This is a genomic window from Paenibacillus sp. FSL R5-0744, from assembly GCF_037972555.1.
GTDB lineage: Bacteria > Bacillota > Bacilli > Paenibacillales > Paenibacillaceae > Paenibacillus_AQ.
Map to the genome: position 1 here is coordinate 2,268,196 of NZ_CP150228.1, position 25,174 is coordinate 2,293,369.

The window sequence follows — 25,174 nt, forward strand, 5'->3', positions numbered from 1 at the left end:
GGCGAAGCGATGCGACTCAAAGATAAAATCGTCATTATAACCGGAGCAGGCTCGGGGATTGGAAAAAGCACGGCCGCACTATTCGCTTCAGAAGGAGCGACAGTAATCATTGCCGATGTCCAAGAGGATTCAGGAAAAGCCGCTGTCACTGAAATAGAGGCGACGGTTGGAAATGCGATGTTCATACCCTGTGATGTAACCGATGCTAGCAGTACTACCGCGATGGCTGATCAAGTCTTTAATACTTTTGGACGTATCGATGTGCTCTTTAATAATGCGGGGATCAGTGGCGTAGGTACTGTGCATGAGGTTTCCGAGGAAGTATGGGAGAGGGTCATGCGGGTTAATGTGACGGGTGTGTTCTTAACCTGCAAGGCTGTCCTCCCTTATATGATGAAGACCAAGAAGGGTTCTATCATTAATATGTCCTCTGGCATCGCCGAAATCGGAGTCGCAGAGCGAGCTTCCTACAGTGCTTCTAAGGGAGCTGTTCTATCTTTAACTAAAGCGATGCAGGTTGATTATGCATCTTACGGCATTCGTGTAAATGCGCTGCTACCAGGTACGATTATGACTCCGTTTGTAGAAGGTTATTTGAAGACTTCTTTGGATCCAGAGGCTTCGGTTGCGGCCATTAAGCGTAGACAGCTTAGCGGTGAGCTTGGCAAACCTGAGGATGTGGCACGAGCTGCACTATTTCTTGCTTCCGATGAGTCCGGGTTTGTAATGGGTTCGCCGCTATATGTGGATGGTGGCCTTGTCTTCGGAAAAAATGCATAAAGTGAAGGAGAGTGTTATAGATGAGGCTAGTTACCTTTTTGCAAAAAGAAGATGATCATATGGGCGTTCTAACCGACCATGGTGTGGTGGATATTGAGGCGGCACAGACTGCATTATCCACTCGGAAGGAGGTTCCGGTAACGGTTAAGCAATTGCTTGATGGTGGGGAGGATGCACTTAACCAACTGAGGATTTTTCTGAATGAGCTGCCTGAAGGAGAAGTGAATCCATCCTGGCTGAAGCAGGAAGATGAGTTAGCATTCGGTCCCTGTGTTACCGATCCTGGCAAAATCATCTGTATTGGCCTTAATTATCGCCGGCATGCGGAAGAGACTGGGATGTCCATTCCCGAATATCCCATCCTGTTCAATAAGTTTAACAATACACTAACCGGACATGGCTCAGAGGTTCCGCTTCCGAGGAACAGCCAGAAGGTGGACTACGAGGCAGAGCTTGGAATCGTCATCGGACGAACCGCGAAATATGTGACAGAGGAAGATGCACTGGATTATGTCTTCGGGTATTGTACGTCTAATGATTTGTCGGCGCGAGATTTACAGATGCGGACGAGTCAATGGCTAGCGGGAAAGTCTTGCGATAAATTTTCACCCATTGGGCCTTACTTAGTCACTGCGGATGAAGTAGGCGATCCCAATCAGCTCGATATTCAGTGCACGGTGAATGGTGAACTGCGTCAGAACTCCAACACTTCGGACATGATTTTTAATTGCAAGCAGATTGTCAGCTATGTATCCCAGTGTATGACGCTTTCGCCGGGGGATATTATCCTGACTGGAACACCAGAAGGCGTAGTGATGGGTTACCCTCCAGAGGATCAGGTCTATTTGCAAGCTGGTGATGTGGTCACGGTGCAGATTGAGAAGCTTGGTGCCATTACAAATACGATGGTTAGCGAATAGGAGGGAGTAGGAATGATCTTCGATTGTCATACCCATTTGTTTGGACCGGGAATGGTTTCAGGACCTACGGATGAGGCGATCAAACGGGCTTGGGGACCGGATATGAATATCGAAGCAACCCCCGAGCAACATCGTAGTAATTTGGAAGGATTCTCTGGTGCTATCGTATTGGCCATGGCAGCGCATGCAACAGGACTGGTTGTACCGAATGCGTATGTCGCAGATTACTGTCGCACGGATCCAGATCGATTATTCGGTTTTGCAAGTGTAGATCCCAATCATCTGGATTGTGTTGCTGAATTTGAGACTGCGATCCGTGAGATGGGATTAAAAGGGCTGAAGCTTGCGCCTATCTATCAGAACTTTTATCCTGATGATCCCCGGCATTATGCCCTCTATGCCAAAGCAGAACAGCTAGATGTACCTATTCTTTGGCATCAAGGAACCTCTTTTGTACCGGAGGGTTATCTGGATGCATCAAGGCCGGCGATGCTGGACCCGATTGCCCGTGCTTTTCCGAAGCTGAAGATGATTGTGGCACATATGGGTCATCCATGGATTGATGAATGTATTTCATTGGTGCGCAAGCATCCTAATCTGTATATGGATGTTTCTGCTTTAGGAAGTAGACCTTGGCAATTTTACAATGCAGTGGTGTCTGCGATGGAATATGGGGTTCAAGATAAAATATTGTTTGGGTCGGATTATCCGTTCTTTGGGACACAGAAGATGCTGGATGCTCTGTACCATATCAATGATCTAGCGGAGGGAACGAAGCTGCCACAAATACCGCAAAAATATATCGAGAACATAATACATCGTCTAACACCGGAAATTCTTGGTTTTATCTGAAGCATTTATGCTTGGTCTATAAGCGAGGTTGTTAAAAGGAGATGGGGTCATGGCGGAGTGTAGGGACAGCGAGAAGAGTGTGGCTGAATCAGGCGGTAAGTTGAAGAGCGAGGCTTATTTTCAGGAAAAAGATCTATGGGGATTTATCCATCGCTCCTTCACGAAGTCTATGGGGTACACCGAAGAAGATCTCCGCAAGCCAGTGATCGGCATTTGCAACACGTTTAGTGAGCTGAATAAATGCCATTCCCATTTTAATGAATTGGTGGATTATGTGAAGCGTGGTGTTTGGCAGGCAGGGGGAGTGCCGATGGAATTCCCGACGATCTCGATTGGTGAGCCTTATGTGAAGCCTACAACGATGCTGCTGCGTAATTTGATGGCGATGGATACGGAAGAAATGATGAAAGGGCATCCCATTGACGGGGTAGTGCTGCTTGGGGGATGCGATAAAACGGTACCCGCTCAGCTGATGGCAGCCGCTAGTGCCAATATTCCAGCCATTGTGCTGACAGGTGGCCCTATGCTAAACGGTCGACTGGGCGGCCGTAGCCTTGGAGCGTGCAGGGATTGTTATGGCTTTACGCTGGAGCATAAAGCCGGAAATATAAGTGACGAAGAGCTGGCTGTTGCAGAGAATGCAATTTGCCGTAGTGACGGTCACTGCATGGTGATGGGCACAGCAAGCACGATGGCCTCGATCGCCGAAGCGATCGGCATGGCGTTACCGGGCTGTGCAGCTATTCCGGCGCCGGACAGCAGACGCAGGCATATGTCCGAGCGAACGGGCAAGCAGATCGTAGAGCTGGTTCGTCAGGGCATTCGTCCCCGCGACATCATGACTGCGGCGGCGATAGAGAATGCGATCACAGTTACGATGGCGAGCGGCGGATCGACGAACGCTATCATCCATCTTATAGCGATCTCCCAGCGGCTGGGGATGAAGCTGCCTTTAGAGACATTTGACCGGATCAGTAGTCAGACCCCGTTTATTTTGAACCTGCGTCCTTCGGGCAAATATCAGATGGAGGAGTATTTCGAGGCAGGTGGTGTACCCGCGCTGATGAAGGAGCTGGAGCCGCTGCTGCATGGGGATTGTTTGACTGTAACAGGCAGAACGGTTACAGAAAATCTGGTTCAGGCGGCAACACTTGACGGAGATGTGATTCGTACCTTGGAGGAGCCACTCGACAGCCAAGGTGGAATTGCTGTGTTGCGCGGGAATCTGGCGCCGGATGGGGCGCTGATCAAGCAAACCGCTGTATCCGCTCATCTCAAAAAGCATATCGGACGCGCAGTAGTGTTCGAGAGCCCGGCCGATCTAAATAAGCGGATCGATGATCCTGATCTGGTCGTGGATGAGAATAGTGTGCTAGTGCTTAAAAACGCAGGTCCGAAGGGTGCTCCAGCGATGCCGGAGATCGGGCAAATCCCGATTCCGCAAAAGCTGCTGAAGCAGGGCATACGCGACATGGTCCGCATCTCTGACGCGCGGATTAGCGGTACTTCCTATGGCGCATTGATTGTACATGCGGCGCCGGAAGCTGCTGTTGGTGGTACGCTGGCGCTTGTGCAGGATGGCGACGAAATTGAGCTGGATATTTCTGCGAGGCGCTTGGAGCTGAAGGTGTCGGATGAAGAATTGGCACGACGTAGGGTCTCATGGCAAGCGCCCAAGCCGCACTACGACAGAGGGTATGGCTTGCTGTTTCATGAGCGTGTGCTTCAAGCGAACCTCGGTTGTGACTTTGACTTTCTTCTCCCTGTTGAGCTTAGAGAAGAGTTGCTGTGCGAGAGGGAATCGGTGCACATCAAATAATAGCCGAGACTGAAATAATCAAATGCTTGTGAAGATAAAATAGCTGCACTTTATACAACTACAGTATATCGTAATCGTCTCATGTGGACTTTAACTGCACTTCATACAGTTAAATCTTATCAAATCGCTGTTTGTAGGCTCATTTTGGATTATTAATTGCAGATAGTACAACTAAATTGTCATCTACGGGAACAGGAGTTGATATAAGTGTACGAAATACACTTATATCGCACGAATTGTACGAATCGCACGCATTGCACGAATCGCAAGTGTCGCGTATGTCGCAAATATCGCACGAATCGTACGTATTTGCGGCTCCGGAAGTGGCTATCGGAGGAATTGCGACCCTTGTGCAGGATGGCGACGAAATTGAGTTGGATATTTCCACGAGGCGTTAGGGCTGTAGGTGTTGGAAGAGAATGAGACCAAGCGTCGGATTACAAGGTAAGCGCCTAAGCTACACTACGACAAGGGCTAGTATGAGTTTACTAGATTGGCTGTATAGACTTAATGTACTGGACTGAGCTGGACTGAGCTTGATTGATTGCTTTAATTGATTTGAATGAGATGATTGCTTTGCTTTGAGTGATTGCATTTTATGCAATAGATTCCGCTCTAGAGAGGCTGGACTTTGATTCTATTGCATTTTGTGCAATGAAATTTCAGGTAATCACCACTAAACGAGCTTATAGCGGGAATCTGATGTATGAAGTGCAATAGATTCATTTTTTAGCGATGAATTTGGAAATTCTATTGCACATTCTGCAATCAGGGAGTTAGTTTTCGATTGTAGCAAGCTGGTTTGTGAATGTAGCTAGTTAGCTTTCGATTGTAGTTAGCTTGGTTTCCGATCACAACAAGCTAGTTTCTAATCTCAGCTAGCCCGGCTTTCAATTACAACTAGCAACGTGTCCAATTACATCAAGCTATGAGGTCTTTTGTGGTAAAAGCAACAAACTTGAGTCAATAGAGAGGAGAGTTCAATGATGCGAACCGTTCAAGAGTTGGAGGAGCGCTTGGCAAGTCCATCGGCAGCCCTGATTGAGGAACTTAGCCAGCTCGATGGAGATATTATGCTACTAGGCGTGGGGGGCAAGATGGGACCCAGTCTCGCAAGGCTAGCGGTGAATGCAATTCGCCAAGCGGGGCTAAACAAGAAAGTGATCGGCGTATCCCGTTTCTCGAATAAAGAGCTGAGACGAGAGCTTGAAGAGGCCGGGGTCGAGATTATCTCCGCCGATTTGTCTGACGATAAGGCGCTACAGTCACTCCCTGAAACCCAAAATATTCTCTATATGGCCGGGAATAAATTCGGCACGACCGGGAATGAACATTTCACTTGGATGATGAATGCCTATCTGCCGGGACGCGTTGCGGAACGGTTCCGTAATTCACGAATGGTTGTATTCTCAACAGGCAACGTTTACCCTTTTACTCCAGTCAGCCAAGGAGGCGCAACGGAAAGAACTTCACCGAACGCGAATGGGGAGTATGGGCAATCCTGTCTGGGCCGGGAGCGTATATTTGAACATTTCTCTCATAAAAATGGAACGCCGATGTTCATTTATCGGCTGAATTACGCCATTGATCTGCGGTATGGTGTGTTACTGGAGCTTGCTCGATCGGTTAGGGAGGGACTTCCCATTGATATCACAATGGGTCATGCCAATGTGATCTGGCAAGGGGATGCGAATGAAATCGCATTGCGAGCACTGCTGCGTTGCAGTTCGCCGCCTAATGTCATGAACATTACTGGGCCTGAGACATTGTCCCTGCGCTGGGCTGCGAATGAATTCGGCCGAAAGTTAGGCATTGAGCCGATTTTTACAGGTGCAGAAGCACCTACTGCACTGCTAAGTAATGCAGCGAAAGCCGCTGCTACCTTTGGCTATCCGCGGGTATCGCTGGCCGAAATGATCGACTGGATTGGCGATTGGGTAGGGCAAGGCGGAGAAACCTGGAATAAACCCACGCATTTTCAGGAGCGGGAGGGCAAATATTAATGACACTGACAAGAGTACCTTTGACTTCGGAATTACATGCCGCGCTTCATGATGGGTTGGCTATTCCCGCACATCCTCTCGCCTTAACTAAAGAGCGCAAGCTGGATGAGCGACGTCAACGGGCACTTACCCGATATTATGTTGCTTCCGGGGCGGGTGGAGTCGCGGTTGCCGTGCATTCTACTCAATTCGAGATCAGGGATCCAGAAGTAGGGCTGCTGGAACCTGTGTTACGTCTAGCTGCAGAAGAGGTGGAACTTGCCCAGCTAAATCGGCCATTCATGAAAGTAGCGGGTATTTGCGGTGGGACGGAGCAGGCAGTTCTTGAAGCGCGCCTTGCCGCAAGCTTTGGGTATAAAGCGGGACTGCTTAGCATGGGAGGCCTGCAAACCTTGAGTGAGGAAGAACTGCTAGAACGAACACGCAGAGTGGCAGATGTGATTCCGGTGTTTGGTTTCTACCTTCAGCCGTCGGTGGGAGGACGGATTTTAAGCTTTGATTTTTGGAAGGCATTCGCTGAAATAGAAGGCGTAATTGCCATCAAAATGGCGCCGTTCAATCGTTATCAGACGCTGGATGTAGTCAGAGCAGTGCTTGAATCCAGCCGTAGCGAAGAAATTGCTCTGTACACCGGAAATGATGATAATATTGTCAGCGATCTGCTCACGACCTTCCGATTTATGGTGAACGGCAAGCCCATTGAGAAAAAAATAGTCGGCGGCCTACTCGGTCACTGGGCAGTCTGGACGAGCAAAGCAGTTCAGCTGCTTAATGAGATTAAAAAGGTCAGAAGTGAACCCTCGTTGGCATCCAATTGGTTGACGCTTGGGGCTGAAGTGACGGATAGCAATGCGGCGATATTTGATCCCGCGCATCATTTTCATGGCTGTATCCCGGGTATTCATGAAGTACTTCGCCAACAAGGATTGCTTGAAGGCTTATGGTGTCTAAATCCGGAGGAACGATTATCCCCGGGGCAAGTGGAGGAAATCAACAGAGTACGGAGAGACTATCCCCATCTGGTGGATGATGGATTTGTGGTATCGCATTTGGAAGAGTGGCTGCAATAACACGTAGTTGTATAAGAGTTAAGGAGGGCGCACTTTCGACAAGTGCGTTCTTTCTTATCCAGAGTGCGATATCCTCCGCCTCATGATACAATAAGGGACAAGTTTATAAGGATGAGGTGACTTTAATTGAAGTATGATTTCGATCGCGTAATTGACCGCCGTAATACACGTTCTTACAAGTGGGACCAGTCCGAGAAGTTGTTTGGTGAGAAGGATATTATGCCACTTTGGGTGGCAGATATGGATTTTGAAAGTCCTCCTGCAGTGAAGGAAGCGATTCTGCGCCGCGCAGAACAAGGGGTTTACGGATACAGTGTACCTAGTGACTCTTATAAAGAAGCTATCACGTCGTGGTTCAGAAGACGGCATGATTGGGAAATTAAACCGGAATGGATTTCGGATTCTCCCGGAATCGTAACCTCCTTAAGTTTTGCTGTAGAGCTGTTTACCGAGCCAGGGGACGAGGTTATTTTACAGTCGCCAGTCTATTATCCCTTCTATGACGTCATCCAAATGAATGATCGCAAGGTCGCCAAGAATCCGCTTGTTATTCGTAATGGACGCTTCGAGATGGATTATGAGCAATTGGAAGGGCTGATGCAAGGTGGAGCCAAGCTGCTGCTTTTATGTAGTCCGCATAATCCGGGTGGTAGAGTATGGGAAAGAGAAGAGCTGCTGAAGCTTGGTGAGCTCTGTCTGCGTTATGGAGTGACCGTAATCTCTGATGAGATTCATTGTGATTTGGCGCTTCCAGGTTATGAGCATATCCCTTTTGCATCCTTATCTGAGGAAATTGCGAATATTACACTAACCACACTTGCCGCGACCAAAACCTTCAATCTACCGGGGTTACAATCTTCTTTTATCGTGTCTTCCAATCCGGAATTGAAGCTTAAATTTGATCGAAAAATGAAAGCCTTGAGTTTACATATGGCTAGCTACTTCGCCCAAGGTGCAGTAGAAGCTGCCTATAATGATGGAGAAGAATGGTTGGATGAGCTTTTAGAGTACGTGTCCGGCAATGTGGACTATGCGATTAGCTATCTGTCGGAGCATTTACCACAGGTCCAAGTGATGCAGCCACAAGGCACATACCTGCTATGGGTTGATTGCCGTGGTCTAAATCTGGATATAGATGGACTTAAACAGCTGATGTACAAAGAGGCTAAAGTTGCTTTTAATGAAGGCTCTGTCTTTGGAACTGAGGGACAAGGTCATCTGCGGATCAATCTAGCTTGTCCTAGATCTATTCTAGTTGAAGCGCTGGAACGCTTTTGCCGAGCAGCTGTAGCTTATACTGCGAAATAAAAGGTATTCCTGAAGCTTGATGATTCCTTCTAAGGGGATCGTCAAGCTTCTTTATTTTGCAAAAAGGTAAAAAGAATAATAAAATGGAGTCCATTACGTCAAGCAGGAGGACTTCAAATGAAATGGGTAGCTCAGCTTCCGTATTATAAGATACAGCGAGAAATTAAGGATGGAGAACAACGAAGTATTACATGCAATCGCTTAATGTATTTGTACAAAGATAGAGTCGTGACTCGTCATCGTGAATTTCCAATAAAAGATATTTTAGATATGTCCTATCGCTCAATGGGAGGTTCTGAGGGGATGTTCTATCTGTACACGAGTAAGGGTGTATATACTTATTTGGTAGAGTGTAATCCTGAAAGCTTTATTCATACTTTTAAAGAACAGCAAATGAATAAAATTGAGCGTACGGGTAGGCCGTGATATGATAATCCATACGACATTGCAGGGTGGGAGAGAACATAAATGAGCAAAACACGAATTATTATTGATGCAGACACAGGTATTGATGACGCACTGGCGATTTTGTATGCCTTACGCGCTCCAAATGTAATTGTAGAAGGAATTACAACCGTTTTTGGGAATATTGATGTCGACAAGGCGGCGGACAATTCACTGCGACTTATTGAGCTTGCTAAGCCTGGTTATGAGATTCCTGTAGCTATTGGAGCATCCAAGGCACTTGTTCGTGAGCACTCAGGCTACGCCACTCATGTGCATGGTGAGAACGGTATTGGTAATGTGGAAATTGCTCCATCCAGCCAGCGTCCCATTAGCGAAACTGCATCTGAGTTTATTGTTCGGATGGCTAATGAGAATCCCGGAGAAATTGTATTAGTTACACTGGCACATCTAACCAACCTTTCGATGGCGCTTGATATGGATCCTGGTATTAAGAATACTTTGAAAAAAGTAGTGGTGATGGGCGGTACGATCTTCAATCCCGGCAATAGAACACCGGTTGCGGAAGCGAATATTGCTGGAGACCCTGAAGCTGCAGATCATGTATTTACATCTGGACTTCCCGTTATGATGGTGGGTTTAGACGTTACGCTTAAGACGCGGATTACCCAAGAGCATATCGATTTGTTAAACCGTTTTGGACGTGAAGAGAATAAAGCGATCATTTCGTTTATGGAACAATCGCTCACTCATTATTTTAATTTCTATCGTGAAGCGAACTTTTTGATTAACAGTGCACCGCTGCATGATCCACTTGCACTTATGGTTGCGCTGCAACCAGACCTTGTAACTTACAAAGAAATGAATGTTCGTGTGGAGCACAAAGGTGAATTTACATCGGGAATGGTCGTAGCGGATTTGCGGGCTCAGCCAAAAGTGGGTAAACCCATACAAGTTGCTGTGGATGTAGATGTTGAACGAGCAGTGGGAACCTTTTTGAGCGTGTTTATGTAATTCTGTCGAACCTCTACTAATATGAAAAATAATTTCGAAGCTCATAGATGACAATCTATTAATTTTACAATTGGATAATCTTTGGTAAAATGGTAGAAGACATATAAAGAGTTTAAGAGATTACACTTCATATTATGGAAGATGGGAGACTTAACAGTCATGAACAAACGGATTGGCAAATTGGTTTTATGTCTAGCGATTTCGCTAGGCGGCACCACGGCATTATTCCAAAACACTACACAAGCAGCACCCGCAGGTGGAGTTAGTATTGTGCTGGATGGTTATGCACTGCCGTTTCCAGTAGAGCCTGTTGTGATGAACGGAACAACGATGGTTCCATTCCGGGCGATATCAGAAGCGCTGGGGATCAACGTAGAGTGGAATCAAGCGCTTAAGAAAATTACCGCGACCAAGACGGATACAGCGGGTACTAAAGTGGTAACGTTGACCCTTGGTAGTAAAAATGCAGGCGTAAACGGCGAAGTTGTGAAGCTAGGGGTTGCCCCGCAAACGATCCGTAATAACACGATGATTCCACTTAGCTTTTTCGGCCAGCAGTTTGGTGCGGGCGTAGCTTGGGATCAAGCAACCAAAACGGTATCGATCACTTCACCAAAGACGGATATGTATAAGCTGGGCTTTTATGCGCTTAGCTCATACAGTGAAATTTCGTTACTTCCTAGCTTTGATGCTGTAGCTTTTGGGTGGAGCGGGATTGATAAAAGTGGACAATTCACCACGACAGGCACTGACTTTAGATGGCCTCAAGCAGCTGGGGATGTAACCCCAGAGTCTATTATCTCGAATGCAGCAGCAGGTGGCACAGCGCCTTATCTGATGGTCTTTTCTGGTGACACTGCAGCGGAGCTCACGAAGAATCTGGAAGATAAAGTGCTTCAAGAGCAGACGATTACAGGAATCATTGAACTGGCTACACAAAAGGGATTCCAAGGCATCACGCTGGATCTCGAAGGACTGGGTCTAACGGGAGATAAAGCAAAGGTGCAAGCCGATTACAATGCTTTTGTGAAGAATTTGTCTCAAAAAGCACATGCAGCAGGTCTTAAGCTCACGGTTATTCTTCATCCATTAAATAGCTCTTATAAAGGTTATGATTACAAGACGCTGGGAAGCCTCGCAGACGATTTGGTCATTATGGCTTATGATTATTTGCAAGAGAAAAAAATTCCAGAGCCGATGAGTTTAGTTGATGAAGGCATCCGGCTTGCACTTCAGCAAGTGAGTAAGGATAAGCTGATTCTCGGTATTTCCGTATACAGTGAGAATGAAACATCAGTAAATTCCAAGGTTGGACTTGCCAAACGTTACGGTCTTAAAGGGATTGCAATCTGGCGTGTAGGCTTGATTGGACAGCCTGTCTGGAATGAGATGGGCAAGTCGGTGGAGTTGTAGGCGGAATTATGATACGTTATCCAAAGAAAAGGGCTGCCATTTGGCAGCCTTTTTTTATTCATACGTACCATTCTTGATGGACTCGATGGTAGTGAACATCCCTGAGTATACATTTTTAATGTTGGGTTCATTTACTTTGCCGTTGTAAAGTCCGTATCCCCAAGTTTTATATGTTTCACCAGTTTGAAGATAGCAAGTAACATACATATCACTATTAAAATTTGTTAAAGAATAGTGCTCATACGATACGTCTTCAAGAACAAACGGCATAAATGATTTCGTAGCTCCAATAAAGAAGAAAGGAACGCCTGCATTTGTGTATACTTTAACATACTTGTTGTCGTCCGCTTCTTTCAGATGCTCTTTCGTAATAACTACAGCATCATAATTGGAGGAGAGCTTTGAATAATCTTCTAACTCCTCAAAAGAAATACTTGTGAAGTGCACATGTTCTTCTCTTATTTTAGGGACCTCGCCAACAACACCTATAAATAAGCTTTTCCCTGAGTACAGCGGTGTATCAACCGTATCGGCATTAGATGTACAGCCTGTAACAAATATGAATATTAGTATAATGAGTGAATTTAGGATGATTTTCCTCATCTTTTGGCTCCTTTCAAGCGTTCTGCATGAGTTGTGTTTGTTTACAATAAAGTATTATAGTGGAAAATATTGGTGCATACCAGTAAATGGGTTATGGACCTCGAAAGAAGCCTGATTCAGAGGAGGGTTATTTTGCATCCAAACTATAGGAGCGATAGCGACCGCCCGAAATCTTTCCGTAGGAAAGCTCACTTCGTAAGCATAGGCTGTCTCCGGAAGTCCAAACATTCCCGTAGTTACGACTGAAGCTGCTGACCTGGATTTCTCAAACACACTTCGACTGTTATATACCTCACATTAACCTAAGCCGTAAACCTTTATAATCTCTAAGATTGAACCCTTGAATCAAATCATTATTTTTCAGGAGGACTTTAGAGAATGAGATATAAAGCATTGGAACTAGACAAACCGCTTACTTATGAGCTGGAAGGCTTAGAAATAGGAGTTACCTCGAACTGTAATTTTCGCTGCGATTATTGTTGTGCGTATAATAGAAATGATGGACAAAGCATCAAGGCTAAAGAGGTTATCCGAATTCTTGAAGAGCTTCCTGGTCTGAAAAGAGTACGCTTGTCAGGTGGCGAGGTCACATTAAAGTTCGATGACTGTGTGGAGATTGTAAACTACTGCTCATCCAGAGGGATTCAGACACAGCTGAATTCAAACGGCAGTCTTTTAAATGCTGAACGGATTGATCAATTGGTCGCGGCAGGATTAACGACGATACATATTTCCTTCAATTTTACTACAGCGGACGCCTTCTCTCATTATTATAATATTCATCCAAGCATCTACGAGAAAATTAGAGAGAACATTACTATGTTCGCGGCAACTAGTGTAGATACGGTGCTGGAAACGCTGTTGTTCAGCGAAACTCAGGATAATATGAAGGAAATTAGTGATCACGTATATGCGATGGGTGTTAGAACACATGAGATTCAGAACAGTATTATCATGGATCATACAGGTTGGAAGTCTATAGCTGCCCGTGAACAATTAAAGAATGCTGTGAGTGAACTGATCGCTATGAAGAAAGAGGATACGACCCTGTATTTCACTTGTATGGACCGGTTTATGGATGCGCTTGGGTTCGAGGAGCAACCGGGCGTTTATTTTCCACACTGCATAGAGGGCAAGAAACAGCTTCATCTACATGGCAATGGAGACATCCTGATCTCTGAATTATGTCATCCCGTTATTATTGGCAACATTTATCAGGGAACCTCACTGAAGGACTTATATAGTAACATGCCAGCGCCTTTGGCTCAGTTCCTGGATAAACTGCCATGCCGAGCACTGGACGCATTGTTTCCGCAAGGGGTTTAAATCGTTAGGTATTTTAATAAAAAAAGTACCAGGAGCCAATTTAATGAATTGGTTCCTTTTTTGTGTAGTAGATTAATGGAAAGTCCTGTATGATTTCTTTAAGCTTATAGAGACTGCTACAGCTTAAATTTGCGGATAAGGAATGTATGACATCCATACATAAGGTGTGCGACACATGCTTACGAATATAAGAAATGGACTCATCAAATCCAATGTTGTTCTCGAAAAAATCATGCCATTATTAACACCTACTGCCATCGTGGTTGGTGTGCTTAATGAAAGCAGACTGCTACCATTCACAGGTCTCGTCCCATGGATATTCGCCTTTATGACATTGATCGGAAGCTTGAAATCCAATCTCAAGGATCTGCTGGGCGTATTGCTGAAACCACAGAAGTTGATCGTGTTGATGATTATTCTTCATATTGTGATGCCGCTCATTGGCTGGCTCGTTGCAAGTGCTGTTTTTCCGGGAGATCCTTACACAGTGACAGGATTTGTACTATTGTTTGCGATCCCAACGGGTGTCGTTAGCGTGGTGTGGGTATCCATATACGGCGGAAACATTGCACTAACTTTGGCGCTTATTCTGATCGATACGCTCTTGTCACCGATTGTCGTTCCGGGTACCTTGTATTTGCTCATGGGAGCGAGTGTGGAGATTCAGCTTGGGGAAATGATGAAAGGGCTCCTATGGATGGTTGTCATTCCTTCGGTGGTCGGGATGCTTCTGAATCAATGGACAAAAGGCAAGGTGAATACGGTATGTGGACCTCCGCTTTCCCCATTTGTAAAGGTTGGGTTGTTCATGGTCGTTTCTATTAATGGTGCTAGCATTGCCCGTTATCTGAAACACCCGGATAGTAAATTAGCGATTATTATTGGCGTAACCTTCGTAACCGTAGTTCTCGGATATGTAATCGGAGCATTGGTATCGCGCCATTTCCGCTTTAGCTACGAAGATTCTGTGGCCGTACAATTTAATTCCGGCATGCGTAATTTAAGCGCAGGAGCTGTGCTCGCAGTAAAATATTTTCCTCCAGCTGTTGCACTCCCTGTGATTTCAGGAATGTTATTCCAGCAAATTCTCGCTGCAATGTCTGGTCTGTTTTTACGTAGCAGAACTAAACACCCTTTAACAGATGGTGCAATTACGCAAGTTTCTCCAGCATCCCAGTCAGAACCGCCTATTTCATTTCAGAAATAAAACAGGTCTTAATAACTAGTGTAAAGAAGATCACCGAACTAGTAGAACTAGTTTTTTCTGCATTTATATGCAAAAATTCGACATTTTTTGATATTTTCCGTATTTTCGCTTCATCAATATTCACTAATTTATCATCATATCCGATAGTAGTTGTATTATTTACAATTGCATTGTTCTCTAATGAACAGTAGTCGGAAGGATGAGGGAAAATGAAGATTCGTCTTAAACTATCACTTATGATGATAGGTGTGACCCTATTATGTATTGCAGTAATGGGGGTTTTTACATATTTAAGGTCAACTCAGGCCATTGTGAGCCTTACTGAGAATTCTATGAAGCAGGTCAATACGAATAAAGCTCAGACCATATCGGCTATGATTTCGAAGGAGCAGAGAAGTATTGAACTTATTGCGGGAAGGTCGGAAATTGTCGAATTATTACTCCAAGCAGGGAATGGTGGCGTCGCCAAGGGGAGTAAGCTACAGAATGAGGTAAATATCAGCCTTCAGGGAATTGTGAAGGATGCTGGGAACCTCGAACATGCTTTTGTCAGTGATATGAATGGCATCGCTGTGGCTGACAGTGATATTAAGCTTATAGGTACGGATTTCAGTGATAGAAATTATACGAAGAAAGTAATGGAGACTGCGGCGCCGGTAATTAGCGAAACACTGAAATCGAAATCTACTGGGGCTTATGTGGTAGGATTTGTACATCCGGTTAAGAGTAACGGGAAGATGATTGGATATGTAGCTTCAGCGGTTTCCGCAGATAGTATGATTAAGTATTTAGCAGATGCAAAAGTAGTAAATACAACGACTTCGTATGCTTATCTTCTCGATGAGAATGGGAATACACTGTATCATCCGGATAAGAAGCAAGTAGGACAACCTGTTGCCAATGATCAGATCATGGCTGTGGTGAAGCGTGTGAAATCTGGTGAAAAAGTAGAAGATAGCCTGCTTAGCTATACATATAATGATGTGGATAAAAAATCAGCCTATACCGTTATGCCTGAGACCCACTGGTTGCTTGGAATAACCGCAAATTTAGATGAAATTGTAAAACCTGTGAATGAGATGAGAAGCTTTAATCTGTTTCTGGGTGCAGGAAGTTTGATTATTGCATTGTTGATTGCTTTATATTTTGCTCAAAAAATCTCTTCACCGATTGCTAAACTGACAGAGTTGATAAATAGAACGGCAGAGTTGAATCTGACGTATGACTCCCAGTACGAGTATCTGACGAAAAACAAAGATGAAACAGGTACGATAGCCATAGCGATGCTCCAAACACGGGTTATTCTTCGTGATATGGCGGGTAGTCTAATCATGATCTCGACCAAGGTGCTTGATAATGCGGAGACTCTTGAAAAGCTGTCTATAGATGTACGGGAGAATGCTCATGATAATTCGGCAACAACACAGCAGCTATCGGCAGGGATGGAGGAGACAGCAGCTTCAACACAAGAGATGACGGCAGCGATAACTGAAATTGATATTAATGTGTCCGAGATCTCCAGTAATGTGAAGGAAGGCGCTGAAGTTTCCAAGCAGATCAGTGAGCGGGCAATGGTGTTACAAGATGAGGCGATAGAGTCTACGGATAATGCGAAGCGAGTGTATGAATCTGTTCGTATCGATATGGAAAAAGCAATTGAACAGTCGAATGCGATCTCAGAGATTAATGTACTGGCGGATACGATTCTATCGATTACTAGTCAGACCAATCTGCTTGCTTTGAATGCAGCGATCGAAGCGGCTAGAGCAGGTGAGGCAGGTAGAGGATTTGCTGTTGTAGCTGGTGAAATCCGCAAGTTGGCTGAGAAATCGTCAGAGACTGCGGCTGGGATTCAAGGAGTCGTTTCAGGAGTTTATGCTTCTGTTGAACTAATGAAGGAAAATTCAGAGGCGTTACTAGCTTTTATTGACCAGAATGTTCTTGGAGACTATGAGCGGTTAACGGAGGTAAGTCAGCAATATAACAGAGATGCTACAACAGTGAATTTGCTGATGAATCAATTTGAGACCGCGGCTGATCATCTAAGTATGGCTGTTTCTAGTATTTCTATAGCGGTCAATGAAGTGGCTGCTACAGTAAATGAGGGGGCTATTGGGATTCAGGATATTGCGGTGAAGACGGCTGATATCGTTGAGAAGACATTCCATGAAGTTACGGTGGCTGACGAGAATACCCAAAGTGCCAAGGAGCTACAGGGGCTGGTAGATCGGTTTAAGATCTAAGTAGGATTAAGGGAATCTTTATCCGTCATTCATAAAATATTAAGCTTGCAAGGTTATAGTACATATATAACCTCCCTTAAATATAAACTTTGCCCCGCCGGCCGTCGGCGGGGTCTTTTTTTATGTGAATCTTTATAAGCGAACACCAGCTTAGCCAGTGATGAGGTAAATAGCTTCATCCAGCGGAACGATAACCTCTGTTTGTTCCACCATATCTTTCAAACGTACCTTATCAACACTTGATTCGCTTTCGCCGATCAGTATAACGTAACGGATGTTTTTGGATGAAGCTGTGGCGAGCTGCTTTTTTAATTTTCTTTTACCGGATACGAGAGTGGTTCTTATAGAACAGGCACGCAGCTCGGCTGCTGCAATTAAAGCTTGTGGTAGTGTCTCACCAATGGGAATGACCATAACATTTGCTGCTCTATTTTCTTGGATAGGTCGTTCTGCTAGGAGCGCCATGATTGACTCCATACCAAAAGACAACCCCACCGTAGGATATTGAATATCCTCTCTGCCCACTAGCTGTCCGATAATCGCGTCATATCTGCCTCCGCCACCCAAGCTTGAGGCAAAGGAACCAGATGCATCAAAGATCTCGTAAACTGTTCCTGTGTAGAATGAAAGACCTCGGGATAAGAAAGGATCGAAGCGGCAAGTCTCCTGTAGTCCAATGTCTTGGATTAGATTTTGTAGGATGAAAACCTCTGACGCACCCGGTTGTGTTGTGAGATTGTATTTGTCGCATAACTGCTCAAAGCTTGGATTGTCCATTTCGATAAGCGCTAGAATCGCTGCGATGGTTGCACGTTCTAGCCCCTTGCTAATCAACTCGTTCTCCACTCCACTAATGTTGATTTTCTCAAGTTTATCAAGGGTAAGCATAACGGATAGTTGCTCTTCCGCAGGTACGCCGATGGACTCTAGAATCTCACCGAGAAAACGTCGATTGTTCCATTTTAGAATGATAGGAATGTCCAGCTTGCGGAAAGCTTCGGTAGCCAGTTGCATTAGCTCAGCTTCAGCCTCAGGGCCGGAAATGCCGACCACATCGACATCACATTGCAGGAATTCACGCAGACGCCCACGTTTTACGGGTCCATCTCGGAACACTTTTCCGATCTCATACCGCTTAAAGGGAAACTCTATCCCTGGATTTAAAGCGATCACTTTGGCAAAAGGGATGGTCAGATCATAGCGTAACCCTACCTTGCGGTTGCCTTGATCTGTAAGTTGGTACATTTCCTTAAGAATTTCGTCCCCGCCTGCATATTTTGAAGTTAATAACTCCAATTCATTTAATAACGTCGTATCCATCGATTCAAAATCATAGAGCTCGAACAAGTCCTGCAGCGTATTTTGAATGTTCTTTCTGAGCGCTTGCTCTTGACCGAAGTAATCATAAGTTCCTTTAATGTTTTGCATCATTAGTAGCTCCTTTGAATTGGCATAGTGTAGAAAATAAAAAAACGCGCAGGACCTCTTGGTCCTGCGCGTGATCTATGCCGCAGGGAGGCCAACGCGAGTAGCGTTAGCCTCCCTGAAAAAATTCAGGAGTGCTAACGCTGTTTGTGATAATAATGAAGTTGATTCAGCATGATTGTATTTGTATCCATCAGAACCAATTCCCTTCGAAATTTTGATTACTGCCGATTATAGCCGATCATTTGGAGTCGTGCAAGCAAGAATTTATATTTGTTCGATTTCTTGTGGGCGAATGGACAAGTTATCAGCTATAATAGGGCTTCGATATTCCTTAAGGAAAGGGAGTTTTTCTACGATGAATGAATCTTTAATTATAGCTCGAACCGAAGATTTTGTTAAAGAACAACTTGGACAAGATACTACGGGTCATGACTGGTGGCATTGCGATAGAGTGCGCAACACCGCCGCTGAAATTGCCCAGATCGAGAGCGCAGATGTATTTGTTTGCACGATGGCCGCCTTGCTGCATGATGTTGCTGACGAGAAGCTTAATCCGTCTAAAGAAGAAGGTTTGCTTAAAGTACGTACTTGGCTTTCTTCAAACCTTACAGATGAGCAACAAATTAATCATATTATGATGATTATTGAGACGATGTCCTTTAGTGGTGGCGGGGGAGAACCGATGCAGACGCTTGAAGGCCAAGTGGTTCAAGATGCCGATCGACTTGATGCGCTTGGTGCGATTGGCATTGCCAGAACCTTTATTTTCTCAGGGGCGAAAGGTCGTCCAGCTTATGATCCAGAAGTGTCTCCAAGAGATGAATCGCTTCAAAAGGAGTACAGGGATTACAGCAAAGGAACGGCTATCAATCATTTTTATGAGAAGTTATTAAAATTAAAATTCCTGATGAATACAACCTATGGAAGCAAGTTAGCAGAAGAACGGCATGATTTTATGCTTAATTATCTGGACCAGTTCTATAAGGAATGGAATCAAGGGAGCCAATAGCTGTTATAATGATAAGTATGCACAAGATGAAGGATCGCGGAGTTTCCGCTTTAACCAGAACAATCGGCATAGAAGAGGTTGAACGATGAGTGAATTGCAATTTAGAGATTATGAGTTAAACGAAGACATTATTAAAGCGCTGGATGTCCTGAAATATGAGACGCCAACAGAAGTTCAAAGCAAAGTGATCCCTGTAGCTCTTCAGCAAAAGGATCTGATCGTTAAATCGCAAACGGGTAGCGGAAAGACGGCAGCTTACGGAATCCCCGTCTGTGATTTGGTGGATTGGGTGGAGAATAAGCCGCAGGCTTTGATTCTAACGCCTACTCGGGAGCTTGCCATGCAAGTGAAAGAGGATATCACCAATATTGGACGATTTAAACGGGTTAAGGCCGTGGCTCTTTTCGGTAAGCAGCCTTTTGCTCCACAAAAAATTGAACTTACTCAAAAAACACATGTTGTCGTAGGTACGCCTGGACGTGTGTTCGACCATATTGAAAGAGGCACGCTTCCGCTAAATCGGATCAAGTATTTGATCATCGATGAAGCAGACGAAATGCTGAGCATGGGGTTCATTGAACAGATCGAAAAGATCATTAAGCAGCTGCCAAAAGAACGGGTGACTTGTGTTTTCTCCGCTACATTACCGGAAGTGATTAAGAATTTGTGCCGGAAATATATGAGCGATCCAACGGAAATTGAGATACAAGCAAGTGGAATTACAACCGCTACAATTGAACATGCGTTGATCGAAGTGAGACAAGCTGCTAAGTTCTCGCTACTGAGCGATATTATTACGGTGGAGAATCCGGATAGCTGCATTATCTTTTGCCGTACACAAGAACAGGTGAATGCGGTATTTAGAGGGCTGGCTGATTTGGAATATCCCTGTGATAAGATCCACGGGGGAATGGAGCAGGACGAGCGTTTTGAGGTCATGAATGCTTTTAAAAGAGGGCAGTTCCGTTATCTAATCGCTACCGATGTAGCGGCAAGAGGCATTGATATCGAGAACATCACTCACGTGATTAATTACGATATTCCACTGGAAAAAGAAAGCTACGTGCACCGTACAGGCAGAACTGCTCGTGCAGGTAAGACAGGCAAAGCGATCACTTTTGTCACTCCAAATGAGCAAAAGTGGGTGAAGGACATTGAAGGCTATATTGGCTTTAGCATCCCACCTATGAAAGCTCCTTCGGATGATGCCGTTGCTTACGCGAAGGAAGCATTCGAGCAGAAGATTAACAAGCAGCCTGTCCGCAAGAAGGACAAAAGCGAAAGCTTGAACAAAGAGATCATGAAGCTGTACTTCAACGGCGGCAAGAAAAAGAAGCTAAGAGCCGTGGACTTTGTCGGCACAATCGCAAAGCTTGAGGGTATATCTGCAGAAGATATCGGTATTATCTCGATTCAGGACAATGTGACCTACGTGGATATTTTGAACGGTAAAGGTGCAATGGTACTGCAAGCGATGAGAGAGACGACGGTGAAGGGCAAGCAGCTTAAAGTGCATATTGCGAAGAAATAAGTACGTGAACAGCAGTTTATCGCTAATCACCATTCATAAGTGCCGCTATTGATGCGGTTTAATTAAGAGGGAGTCGTGTTCTTTACGCGGCTCCTTTTTTATTTGTTTTTTACAGATTGAAAATAGAGGATTAATCTATCGGTATTCAGAACTGTTACTAAATAAAGAGGTGGTATAGTGAAAGTGAATTTAAGAACGTTAGAATTCCAGCGATTCTGCAAGTTCTAATGGTTGTATTTTTGCATTTTATAACTATCTATTTTTTGAAGCTGAATACTGAGGAGTGGGATGAAGGAATAGTAAGGCAGATGTTCTTAATGTATTCAGCGCCAATATTTCTTACATATATTTCTTGCAAGATGGCTTTAAAGACGAGGAAGCTAAGGTACAACATTGCATGGTTAGTCATTAGTACTTTACCTAGTATGAGAATTCTATTTTATTTAAAAGAATACCAAGGGAAAAAATTTGGGAATCCTGGATTCATTGAATTTGATTTTCCTCAGATAGAGCTTAGTTATCTTTTTCCTGTTAGCTACTTGGGTATCCAACCATGGAAAAGTTTCTAATTATGCTAAGGGATGGATGAGGTTGGTCGTTTGATACCCTGAAGGAAACGGTGAGGCTCTATCGTAAAGAAACTTAGTTTTGGGAGGAGTAATTATCGAATTGGGTGTAGATGAAAATAGTTTGTGCTTGGGCGAGTGTTTAGATTGTGTTTTTGTTTGATTTATAGGGAAAACCTCCCTATAAATCGCCTGAAATCCGCTGTTATGAGCTAATTAGGTGAATTTAAAGGGAGAAATTCCCTAATTGTTGAAATCAGGACCGTAATATCGATGAAATTGGGGAGGATTTCCCTAAATTTCATTCCCACGAATCCATAGGAAAAAACGCAGTATGCAATTATAATTTGTTTGGTATTAAAGCGAATAAATCATATAAAGGTGATTATTGCTTGGCAAGAACACATGAAGAAGTGGATGGCGTACGTGTGCCCACGACTTCAAAATTCCGGAGCTACTCTAGCGTAGCAGGATCTTTTGCTGACCATTCGGATTTCCTACTTAAAAACAGCCGTTATCGTTTCGCATTATCCAAAGAAAATCCTTATGAGTTTGCTAACGAACTCCAAAGAGCTGGTTATGCGACGGATAGTCAGTATGCCAACAAACTGAAATCGATTATCCGAAAACAAAACTTAGCTTCGCTAGATATGAATCAAGGGATTGACCCCGCAACGGCCAACCCTTTACTGATATCGGGTTTGTTGGAGGAGGCAGTGGGGACGGTGGGGCTGGTAGTTTAATTACTGTGACCTTTGGGATTAGTCAATATTATGGTGGGCCGGCAGTTAAAACCCATCAAGAAAAACGTATGGACGGTAAGTATTATACCGTTTATGAAACCATAAACGATCCCACAACCGGAAACCCAATAATTAATTTTGAAAATTACGATCGTGTGGTACTCTCATCTGAAGCGCAAGCTCCAATCATTGAGATAAAAGACATCCCAGAAGCAATTAGAGTAACCATTTATGCATCCAATGAACGAGAATTTTATGTGATGAACGTAGACTATATAAAGGGGACCTATTAATGAATACACAATTGGTTAATCTGCAGTTCAGTGATACTTACCTCATGGTCAATTTCGAGATTACTTTCCAAGAAATTCAATCCTGGTTGTCTATGGCCGGCCACAACATGGATGATGCATCCCTTTTTCGAGCTTTGTTATTCCCAGAATCATTAGATTCGGACCAACAGACCGAGTTGTGCTGGATTATCCTACACAGATACGAGGATGTTTTCTTTCAAAGCAATCGCAACTGGACGGATCCGGAACATCCAGCAACAATGAACTGCGTGCATCAGTTATTGCTTCGCATGATGAACAGTCGCACACTTAATGGTGAAGATAATACGAAGCTGGACCTTTACTTACTCTTGCAGGAAGACCGTCAAGCTGATACACCGTTATATCCTACGCTACATCATCTGTTTGATGTGAAGTGGGGCAGTTCCGCTTCCGCGTAGTGTAGCAATTTGAAATAGCGTTTAATCCTAATAGCAGAAAGAATTTAATTACACCGCCTTCGAAAGAAGGCTTTTTTTGTTAGTCGATACCTTTCAATAAAATAGTGGAATATTAAAATACGCTCTTTTAGTCGGTATGGTATCAACGGAACTAAATGATATATCAAGCGTAATTGTAAATAAAAGGAGTGATTTAATGAGTTATTTTATCGAGTTTTTAAGAACCTTATTTCCTGATTCAACACCCGCTGCAATATCAATTATAGTTACAGTATTAGTTTTTTTGGATGTATAAGGAGCTAAGAAGCATCTTTCTTGAAAACAGTAAATCTAATCAACAACGGGTAGATAAGGCTCTTGATATCTACTCTGACATTGAATTTGGAATATATAAATACCTCAATGAAAAAAGTGACCTTTTTACAGTAGCTGAAAAGATATCTAAAGCCTCTTCGCTCCTTCCTTATGATTTACTAAAATTATTCATTAAGTTTAAAGAGACAACTAATGAGTCTTTAAAAAGGGAGATGTTGCTTGAATTACATAAAGATATAGAAAAGGAAATCTATAGTTTGAAATTTAAACAAGTTGATCCAGTAATATTCAAGAGTGATAAAAATATAGCCGCAAGTGTTGAATACTACATAAAAACGAAGATTGCACCTTTTGGAATTCCTTTTATTTATACCTACTTTAATTTTGTATTTTTGTTATTACTTATACTGCTCATCGCTTTAATTGATAGCGCCGCGACAGTAACGGAACAAATTTTCTTGATTTCCTTGATTTTCGCTTCATTGTCCTACCTTATGGTTCTATATAATATTATTTCTGAAGGTTTTCTTAAAAGACGATTCCAACGCTCCTATATAAACTGGATTTTATTGTTAATATTTGCACTTGGGATGCCATCATTGATGGTTTTTACTGACGCATGGTTCAGAGGCATCCTCGTCTTTGTATGATATTTATTTATGGTTATTATGCAGGACGAAAGTGTATGAGAGAACGTGCTGTATAAATGGTCCCCGCAATCTGCTTAATAACAACCATACAACTGATGTGAATTATGTTATGGTTCATTCACTTAGAGCTTGGAACAGATGTACCGCGGTGAAGATAAATCAGGGTGAACCGTACCATAAGTGACTGCAAGTTTTATCGGGAAATCTGGAAGTAGGCTTGGTAGGGCGCTTTGCAGGGTATGGGTTTGGGATTGGCTACGTATTAGGCAAGTCGGAAACAACAGGCTGTTGAGAGCTTTTTTGGTTCACAGAAGGATGAGTCATCTGGCTCCCTATATGTATTAAAGTTTGCTTGAATCAGTTTTAGGCTTACAGGAAGTTGTGTTTAAATATAATCATATTTTACCATGTTAGTTCATATCAAGTGTTATACTGTACAGTTATGAATAAGAACGGAACGCTTGTTTGGATAACGGAGAGCGACTAGTAAAATAAAAGAAAAAAGGTAATTTAGCGACTAGTTGCCTATAAGAAAGGGAGTATTTATGCAAATAGAATCGCTTAATTCTAGCGATAAGTTATGGCAAGTCGTTGCTGAGTATGCGCTGAATTGTTCATGGAAAGCAGGAACTACTTTAGCTAAACAAATGAAAGAATTCCATTTTTCAGACTGGGAAAGAGTTTTTGCAGCATTAGATGGTGATCGTATTGCTGGCTATTGCACTTTAGCAAAAACAGACTGCATACCTGATGTTTCCTATACACCTTATATCGGGTTTGTGTTTGTGGGAGAGCAGTACAGAGGCGATCGATTAAGTGAAAAGTTGATTTTATCTGCCTTGGCATACGCTAAGGAACTTGAATTCGATAAAGTATACCTTGTTAGTGATCATGTTAATTTGTACGAAAAATATGGTTTCAAGAAGGTAGATGAGAAAGAGGCACCTTGGGGGGCAATGGAGACTATTTTTATGCACTTGGCGTAACGTGCTGCTATCTAGCAAAGGGCCATTCCGCAAGGGATGGCCCTAAAACTTGCAGTTTCAGCTAGCGCGGAGAACCCTATCACAAGTAATGTCGAAATTTATGAAAAAGCTAGTAATTAAGAGATTACATAAGGTTTTAGAGAGAGACCCCGTATATACGTTAGCGTCAAGTACTAGCAAACGAAAACAAGCACACCTTCACAATTAAGATTAGGTGTGCTTGTCATAGCTTGTATTAGTCTATTCTGTT

General features: G+C 43.7%; 22 protein-coding genes. 20 read left to right on the plus strand and 2 right to left on the minus strand.

The genetic code is table 11. From position 1 onward, the window contains the following. Positions 1–9: 9 nt before the first annotated feature. The 10 genes from MKY19_RS09645 (at position 10) to MKY19_RS09690 (ending at position 11,584) form a co-directional block, all read left to right on the plus strand. Entirely contained in the window at positions 10–780 is a 771-nt protein-coding gene (locus MKY19_RS09645; protein ID WP_339802288.1) for a glucose 1-dehydrogenase, read from the plus strand. A 20-nt stretch (positions 781–800) separates the two neighbouring features. Continuing rightward, positions 801–1,700: a fumarylacetoacetate hydrolase family protein gene (locus tag MKY19_RS09650; protein ID WP_339802291.1), complete on the plus strand. Its 900-nt coding sequence runs from the start codon at positions 801–803 to the stop codon at positions 1,698–1,700. 12 nt (positions 1,701–1,712) lie between these two features. Next, positions 1,713–2,552, plus strand: coding sequence for an amidohydrolase family protein (locus tag MKY19_RS09655; RefSeq protein WP_339802293.1), 840 nt, complete (start codon positions 1,713–1,715; stop codon positions 2,550–2,552). A 49-nt stretch (positions 2,553–2,601) separates the two neighbouring features. Further along, complete coding sequence (locus tag MKY19_RS09660) at positions 2,602–4,371, plus strand: IlvD/Edd family dehydratase (RefSeq protein WP_339802296.1); 1,770 nt, start codon at positions 2,602–2,604, stop codon at positions 4,369–4,371. 986 nt (positions 4,372–5,357) lie between these two features. After that, on the plus strand, positions 5,358–6,374 hold the full coding sequence (locus MKY19_RS09665; RefSeq protein WP_339804249.1) for an NAD-dependent epimerase/dehydratase family protein: 1,017 nt from the start codon (positions 5,358–5,360) through the stop codon (positions 6,372–6,374). After that, positions 6,374–7,444, plus strand: a complete 1,071-nt coding sequence (locus MKY19_RS09670; RefSeq protein ID WP_339802298.1) for a dihydrodipicolinate synthase family protein — start codon at positions 6,374–6,376, stop codon at positions 7,442–7,444. Before MKY19_RS09665 ends, MKY19_RS09670 begins: the two co-directional genes overlap by 1 nt. Positions 7,445–7,570: 126 nt before the next feature. Next, a complete protein-coding gene (locus MKY19_RS09675) occupies positions 7,571–8,752 on the plus strand; it encodes a MalY/PatB family protein (protein ID WP_339270165.1) in 1,182 nt (393 codons plus the stop codon). 117 nt (positions 8,753–8,869) lie between these two features. Then, a complete protein-coding gene (locus tag MKY19_RS09680) occupies positions 8,870–9,178 on the plus strand; it encodes a hypothetical protein (protein ID WP_339802301.1) in 309 nt (102 codons plus the stop codon). Positions 9,179–9,220: 42 nt separating this feature from the next. Beyond that, entirely contained in the window at positions 9,221–10,171 is a 951-nt protein-coding gene (locus tag MKY19_RS09685) for a nucleoside hydrolase (protein WP_042186741.1), read from the plus strand. 159 nt (positions 10,172–10,330) lie between these two features. Then, positions 10,331–11,584 carry a stalk domain-containing protein gene (locus tag MKY19_RS09690; RefSeq protein ID WP_081382750.1) on the plus strand — a complete coding sequence of 418 codons (1,254 nt, stop codon included), beginning with the start codon at positions 10,331–10,333 and terminating at the stop codon, positions 11,582–11,584. A gap of 54 nt (positions 11,585–11,638) precedes the next feature. Here the strand turns inward: MKY19_RS09690 and MKY19_RS09695 are convergent, their stop codons facing one another. Beyond that, entirely contained in the window at positions 11,639–12,187 is a 549-nt protein-coding gene (locus MKY19_RS09695; protein ID WP_339802303.1) for a hypothetical protein, read from the minus strand. Positions 12,188–12,565: 378 nt separating this feature from the next. Here MKY19_RS09695 and MKY19_RS09700 point away from each other — a divergent pair, with 378 nt between their 5' ends. From MKY19_RS09700 to MKY19_RS09710, 3 genes are all read left to right on the plus strand, one after another. Then, positions 12,566–13,513, plus strand: a complete 948-nt coding sequence (locus tag MKY19_RS09700) for a radical SAM protein (RefSeq protein ID WP_339802306.1) — start codon at positions 12,566–12,568, stop codon at positions 13,511–13,513. Between the two features lie 175 nt (positions 13,514–13,688). Continuing rightward, positions 13,689–14,720, plus strand: coding sequence for a bile acid:sodium symporter family protein (locus MKY19_RS09705; protein WP_339802309.1), 1,032 nt, complete (start codon positions 13,689–13,691; stop codon positions 14,718–14,720). A 209-nt stretch (positions 14,721–14,929) separates the two neighbouring features. Further along, positions 14,930–16,963: a methyl-accepting chemotaxis protein gene (locus tag MKY19_RS09710; protein ID WP_339802312.1), complete on the plus strand. Its 2,034-nt coding sequence runs from the start codon at positions 14,930–14,932 to the stop codon at positions 16,961–16,963. Between the two features lie 150 nt (positions 16,964–17,113). Here MKY19_RS09710 and MKY19_RS09715 read toward each other — a convergent pair whose 3' ends face one another. Further along, on the minus strand, positions 17,114–18,394 hold the full coding sequence (locus MKY19_RS09715) for a histidine--tRNA ligase (RefSeq protein ID WP_339802316.1): 1,281 nt from the start codon (positions 18,392–18,394) through the stop codon (positions 17,114–17,116). Between the two features lie 352 nt (positions 18,395–18,746). Between MKY19_RS09715 and MKY19_RS09720 the strand changes: the two genes are divergently transcribed. The 7 genes from MKY19_RS09720 (at position 18,747) to MKY19_RS09750 (ending at position 24,924) form a co-directional block, all read left to right on the plus strand. Further along, positions 18,747–19,400, plus strand: coding sequence for an HD domain-containing protein (locus MKY19_RS09720; protein ID WP_339802319.1), 654 nt, complete (start codon positions 18,747–18,749; stop codon positions 19,398–19,400). Between the two features lie 85 nt (positions 19,401–19,485). Beyond that, positions 19,486–20,931, plus strand: coding sequence for a DEAD/DEAH box helicase (locus MKY19_RS09725; protein WP_339270180.1), 1,446 nt, complete (start codon positions 19,486–19,488; stop codon positions 20,929–20,931). A gap of 883 nt (positions 20,932–21,814) precedes the next feature. Continuing rightward, on the plus strand, positions 21,815–22,240 hold the full coding sequence (locus MKY19_RS09730) for a glucosaminidase domain-containing protein (protein ID WP_256721575.1): 426 nt from the start codon (positions 21,815–21,817) through the stop codon (positions 22,238–22,240). Between the two features lie 5 nt (positions 22,241–22,245). Next, positions 22,246–22,533 carry a hypothetical protein gene (locus MKY19_RS09735; protein ID WP_076283215.1) on the plus strand — a complete coding sequence of 96 codons (288 nt, stop codon included), beginning with the start codon at positions 22,246–22,248 and terminating at the stop codon, positions 22,531–22,533. After that, on the plus strand, positions 22,533–22,973 hold the full coding sequence (locus MKY19_RS09740; protein WP_339802322.1) for a hypothetical protein: 441 nt from the start codon (positions 22,533–22,535) through the stop codon (positions 22,971–22,973). The genes MKY19_RS09735 and MKY19_RS09740 overlap by 1 nt, the downstream gene beginning before the upstream one ends. Before the next feature lie 287 nt (positions 22,974–23,260). Then, entirely contained in the window at positions 23,261–23,938 is a 678-nt protein-coding gene (locus tag MKY19_RS09745; RefSeq protein ID WP_339802324.1) for a hypothetical protein, read from the plus strand. Between the two features lie 545 nt (positions 23,939–24,483). After that, entirely contained in the window at positions 24,484–24,924 is a 441-nt protein-coding gene (locus MKY19_RS09750; protein WP_076298564.1) for a GNAT family N-acetyltransferase, read from the plus strand. Positions 24,925–25,174: the final 250 nt, after the last annotated feature.

Coding starts and splice junctions, on each gene's coding strand:
- MKY19_RS09655 (WP_339802293.1), top strand. CDS start 1,713: ATGATCTTCGATTGTCATACCCATTTGTTTGGACCGGGAATGGTTTCA.
- MKY19_RS09740 (WP_339802322.1), top strand. CDS start 22,533: ATGAATACACAATTGGTTAATCTGCAGTTCAGTGATACTTACCTCATG.
- MKY19_RS09750 (WP_076298564.1), top strand. CDS start 24,484: ATGCAAATAGAATCGCTTAATTCTAGCGATAAGTTATGGCAAGTCGTT.
- MKY19_RS09700 (WP_339802306.1), top strand. CDS start 12,566: ATGAGATATAAAGCATTGGAACTAGACAAACCGCTTACTTATGAGCTG.
- MKY19_RS09715 (WP_339802316.1), bottom strand. CDS start 18,394: ATGATGCAAAACATTAAAGGAACTTATGATTACTTCGGTCAAGAGCAA.
- MKY19_RS09725 (WP_339270180.1), top strand. CDS start 19,486: ATGAGTGAATTGCAATTTAGAGATTATGAGTTAAACGAAGACATTATT.
- MKY19_RS09680 (WP_339802301.1), top strand. CDS start 8,870: ATGAAATGGGTAGCTCAGCTTCCGTATTATAAGATACAGCGAGAAATT.
- MKY19_RS09645 (WP_339802288.1), top strand. CDS start 10: ATGCGACTCAAAGATAAAATCGTCATTATAACCGGAGCAGGCTCGGGG.
- MKY19_RS09660 (WP_339802296.1), top strand. CDS start 2,602: ATGGCGGAGTGTAGGGACAGCGAGAAGAGTGTGGCTGAATCAGGCGGT.
- MKY19_RS09705 (WP_339802309.1), top strand. CDS start 13,689: ATGCTTACGAATATAAGAAATGGACTCATCAAATCCAATGTTGTTCTC.
- MKY19_RS09685 (WP_042186741.1), top strand. CDS start 9,221: ATGAGCAAAACACGAATTATTATTGATGCAGACACAGGTATTGATGAC.
- MKY19_RS09720 (WP_339802319.1), top strand. CDS start 18,747: ATGAATGAATCTTTAATTATAGCTCGAACCGAAGATTTTGTTAAAGAA.
- MKY19_RS09745 (WP_339802324.1), top strand. CDS start 23,261: ATGTATAAGGAGCTAAGAAGCATCTTTCTTGAAAACAGTAAATCTAAT.
- MKY19_RS09690 (WP_081382750.1), top strand. CDS start 10,331: ATGAACAAACGGATTGGCAAATTGGTTTTATGTCTAGCGATTTCGCTA.
- MKY19_RS09650 (WP_339802291.1), top strand. CDS start 801: ATGAGGCTAGTTACCTTTTTGCAAAAAGAAGATGATCATATGGGCGTT.
- MKY19_RS09670 (WP_339802298.1), top strand. CDS start 6,374: ATGACACTGACAAGAGTACCTTTGACTTCGGAATTACATGCCGCGCTT.
- MKY19_RS09695 (WP_339802303.1), bottom strand. CDS start 12,187: ATGAGGAAAATCATCCTAAATTCACTCATTATACTAATATTCATATTT.
- MKY19_RS09665 (WP_339804249.1), top strand. CDS start 5,358: ATGCGAACCGTTCAAGAGTTGGAGGAGCGCTTGGCAAGTCCATCGGCA.
- MKY19_RS09710 (WP_339802312.1), top strand. CDS start 14,930: ATGAAGATTCGTCTTAAACTATCACTTATGATGATAGGTGTGACCCTA.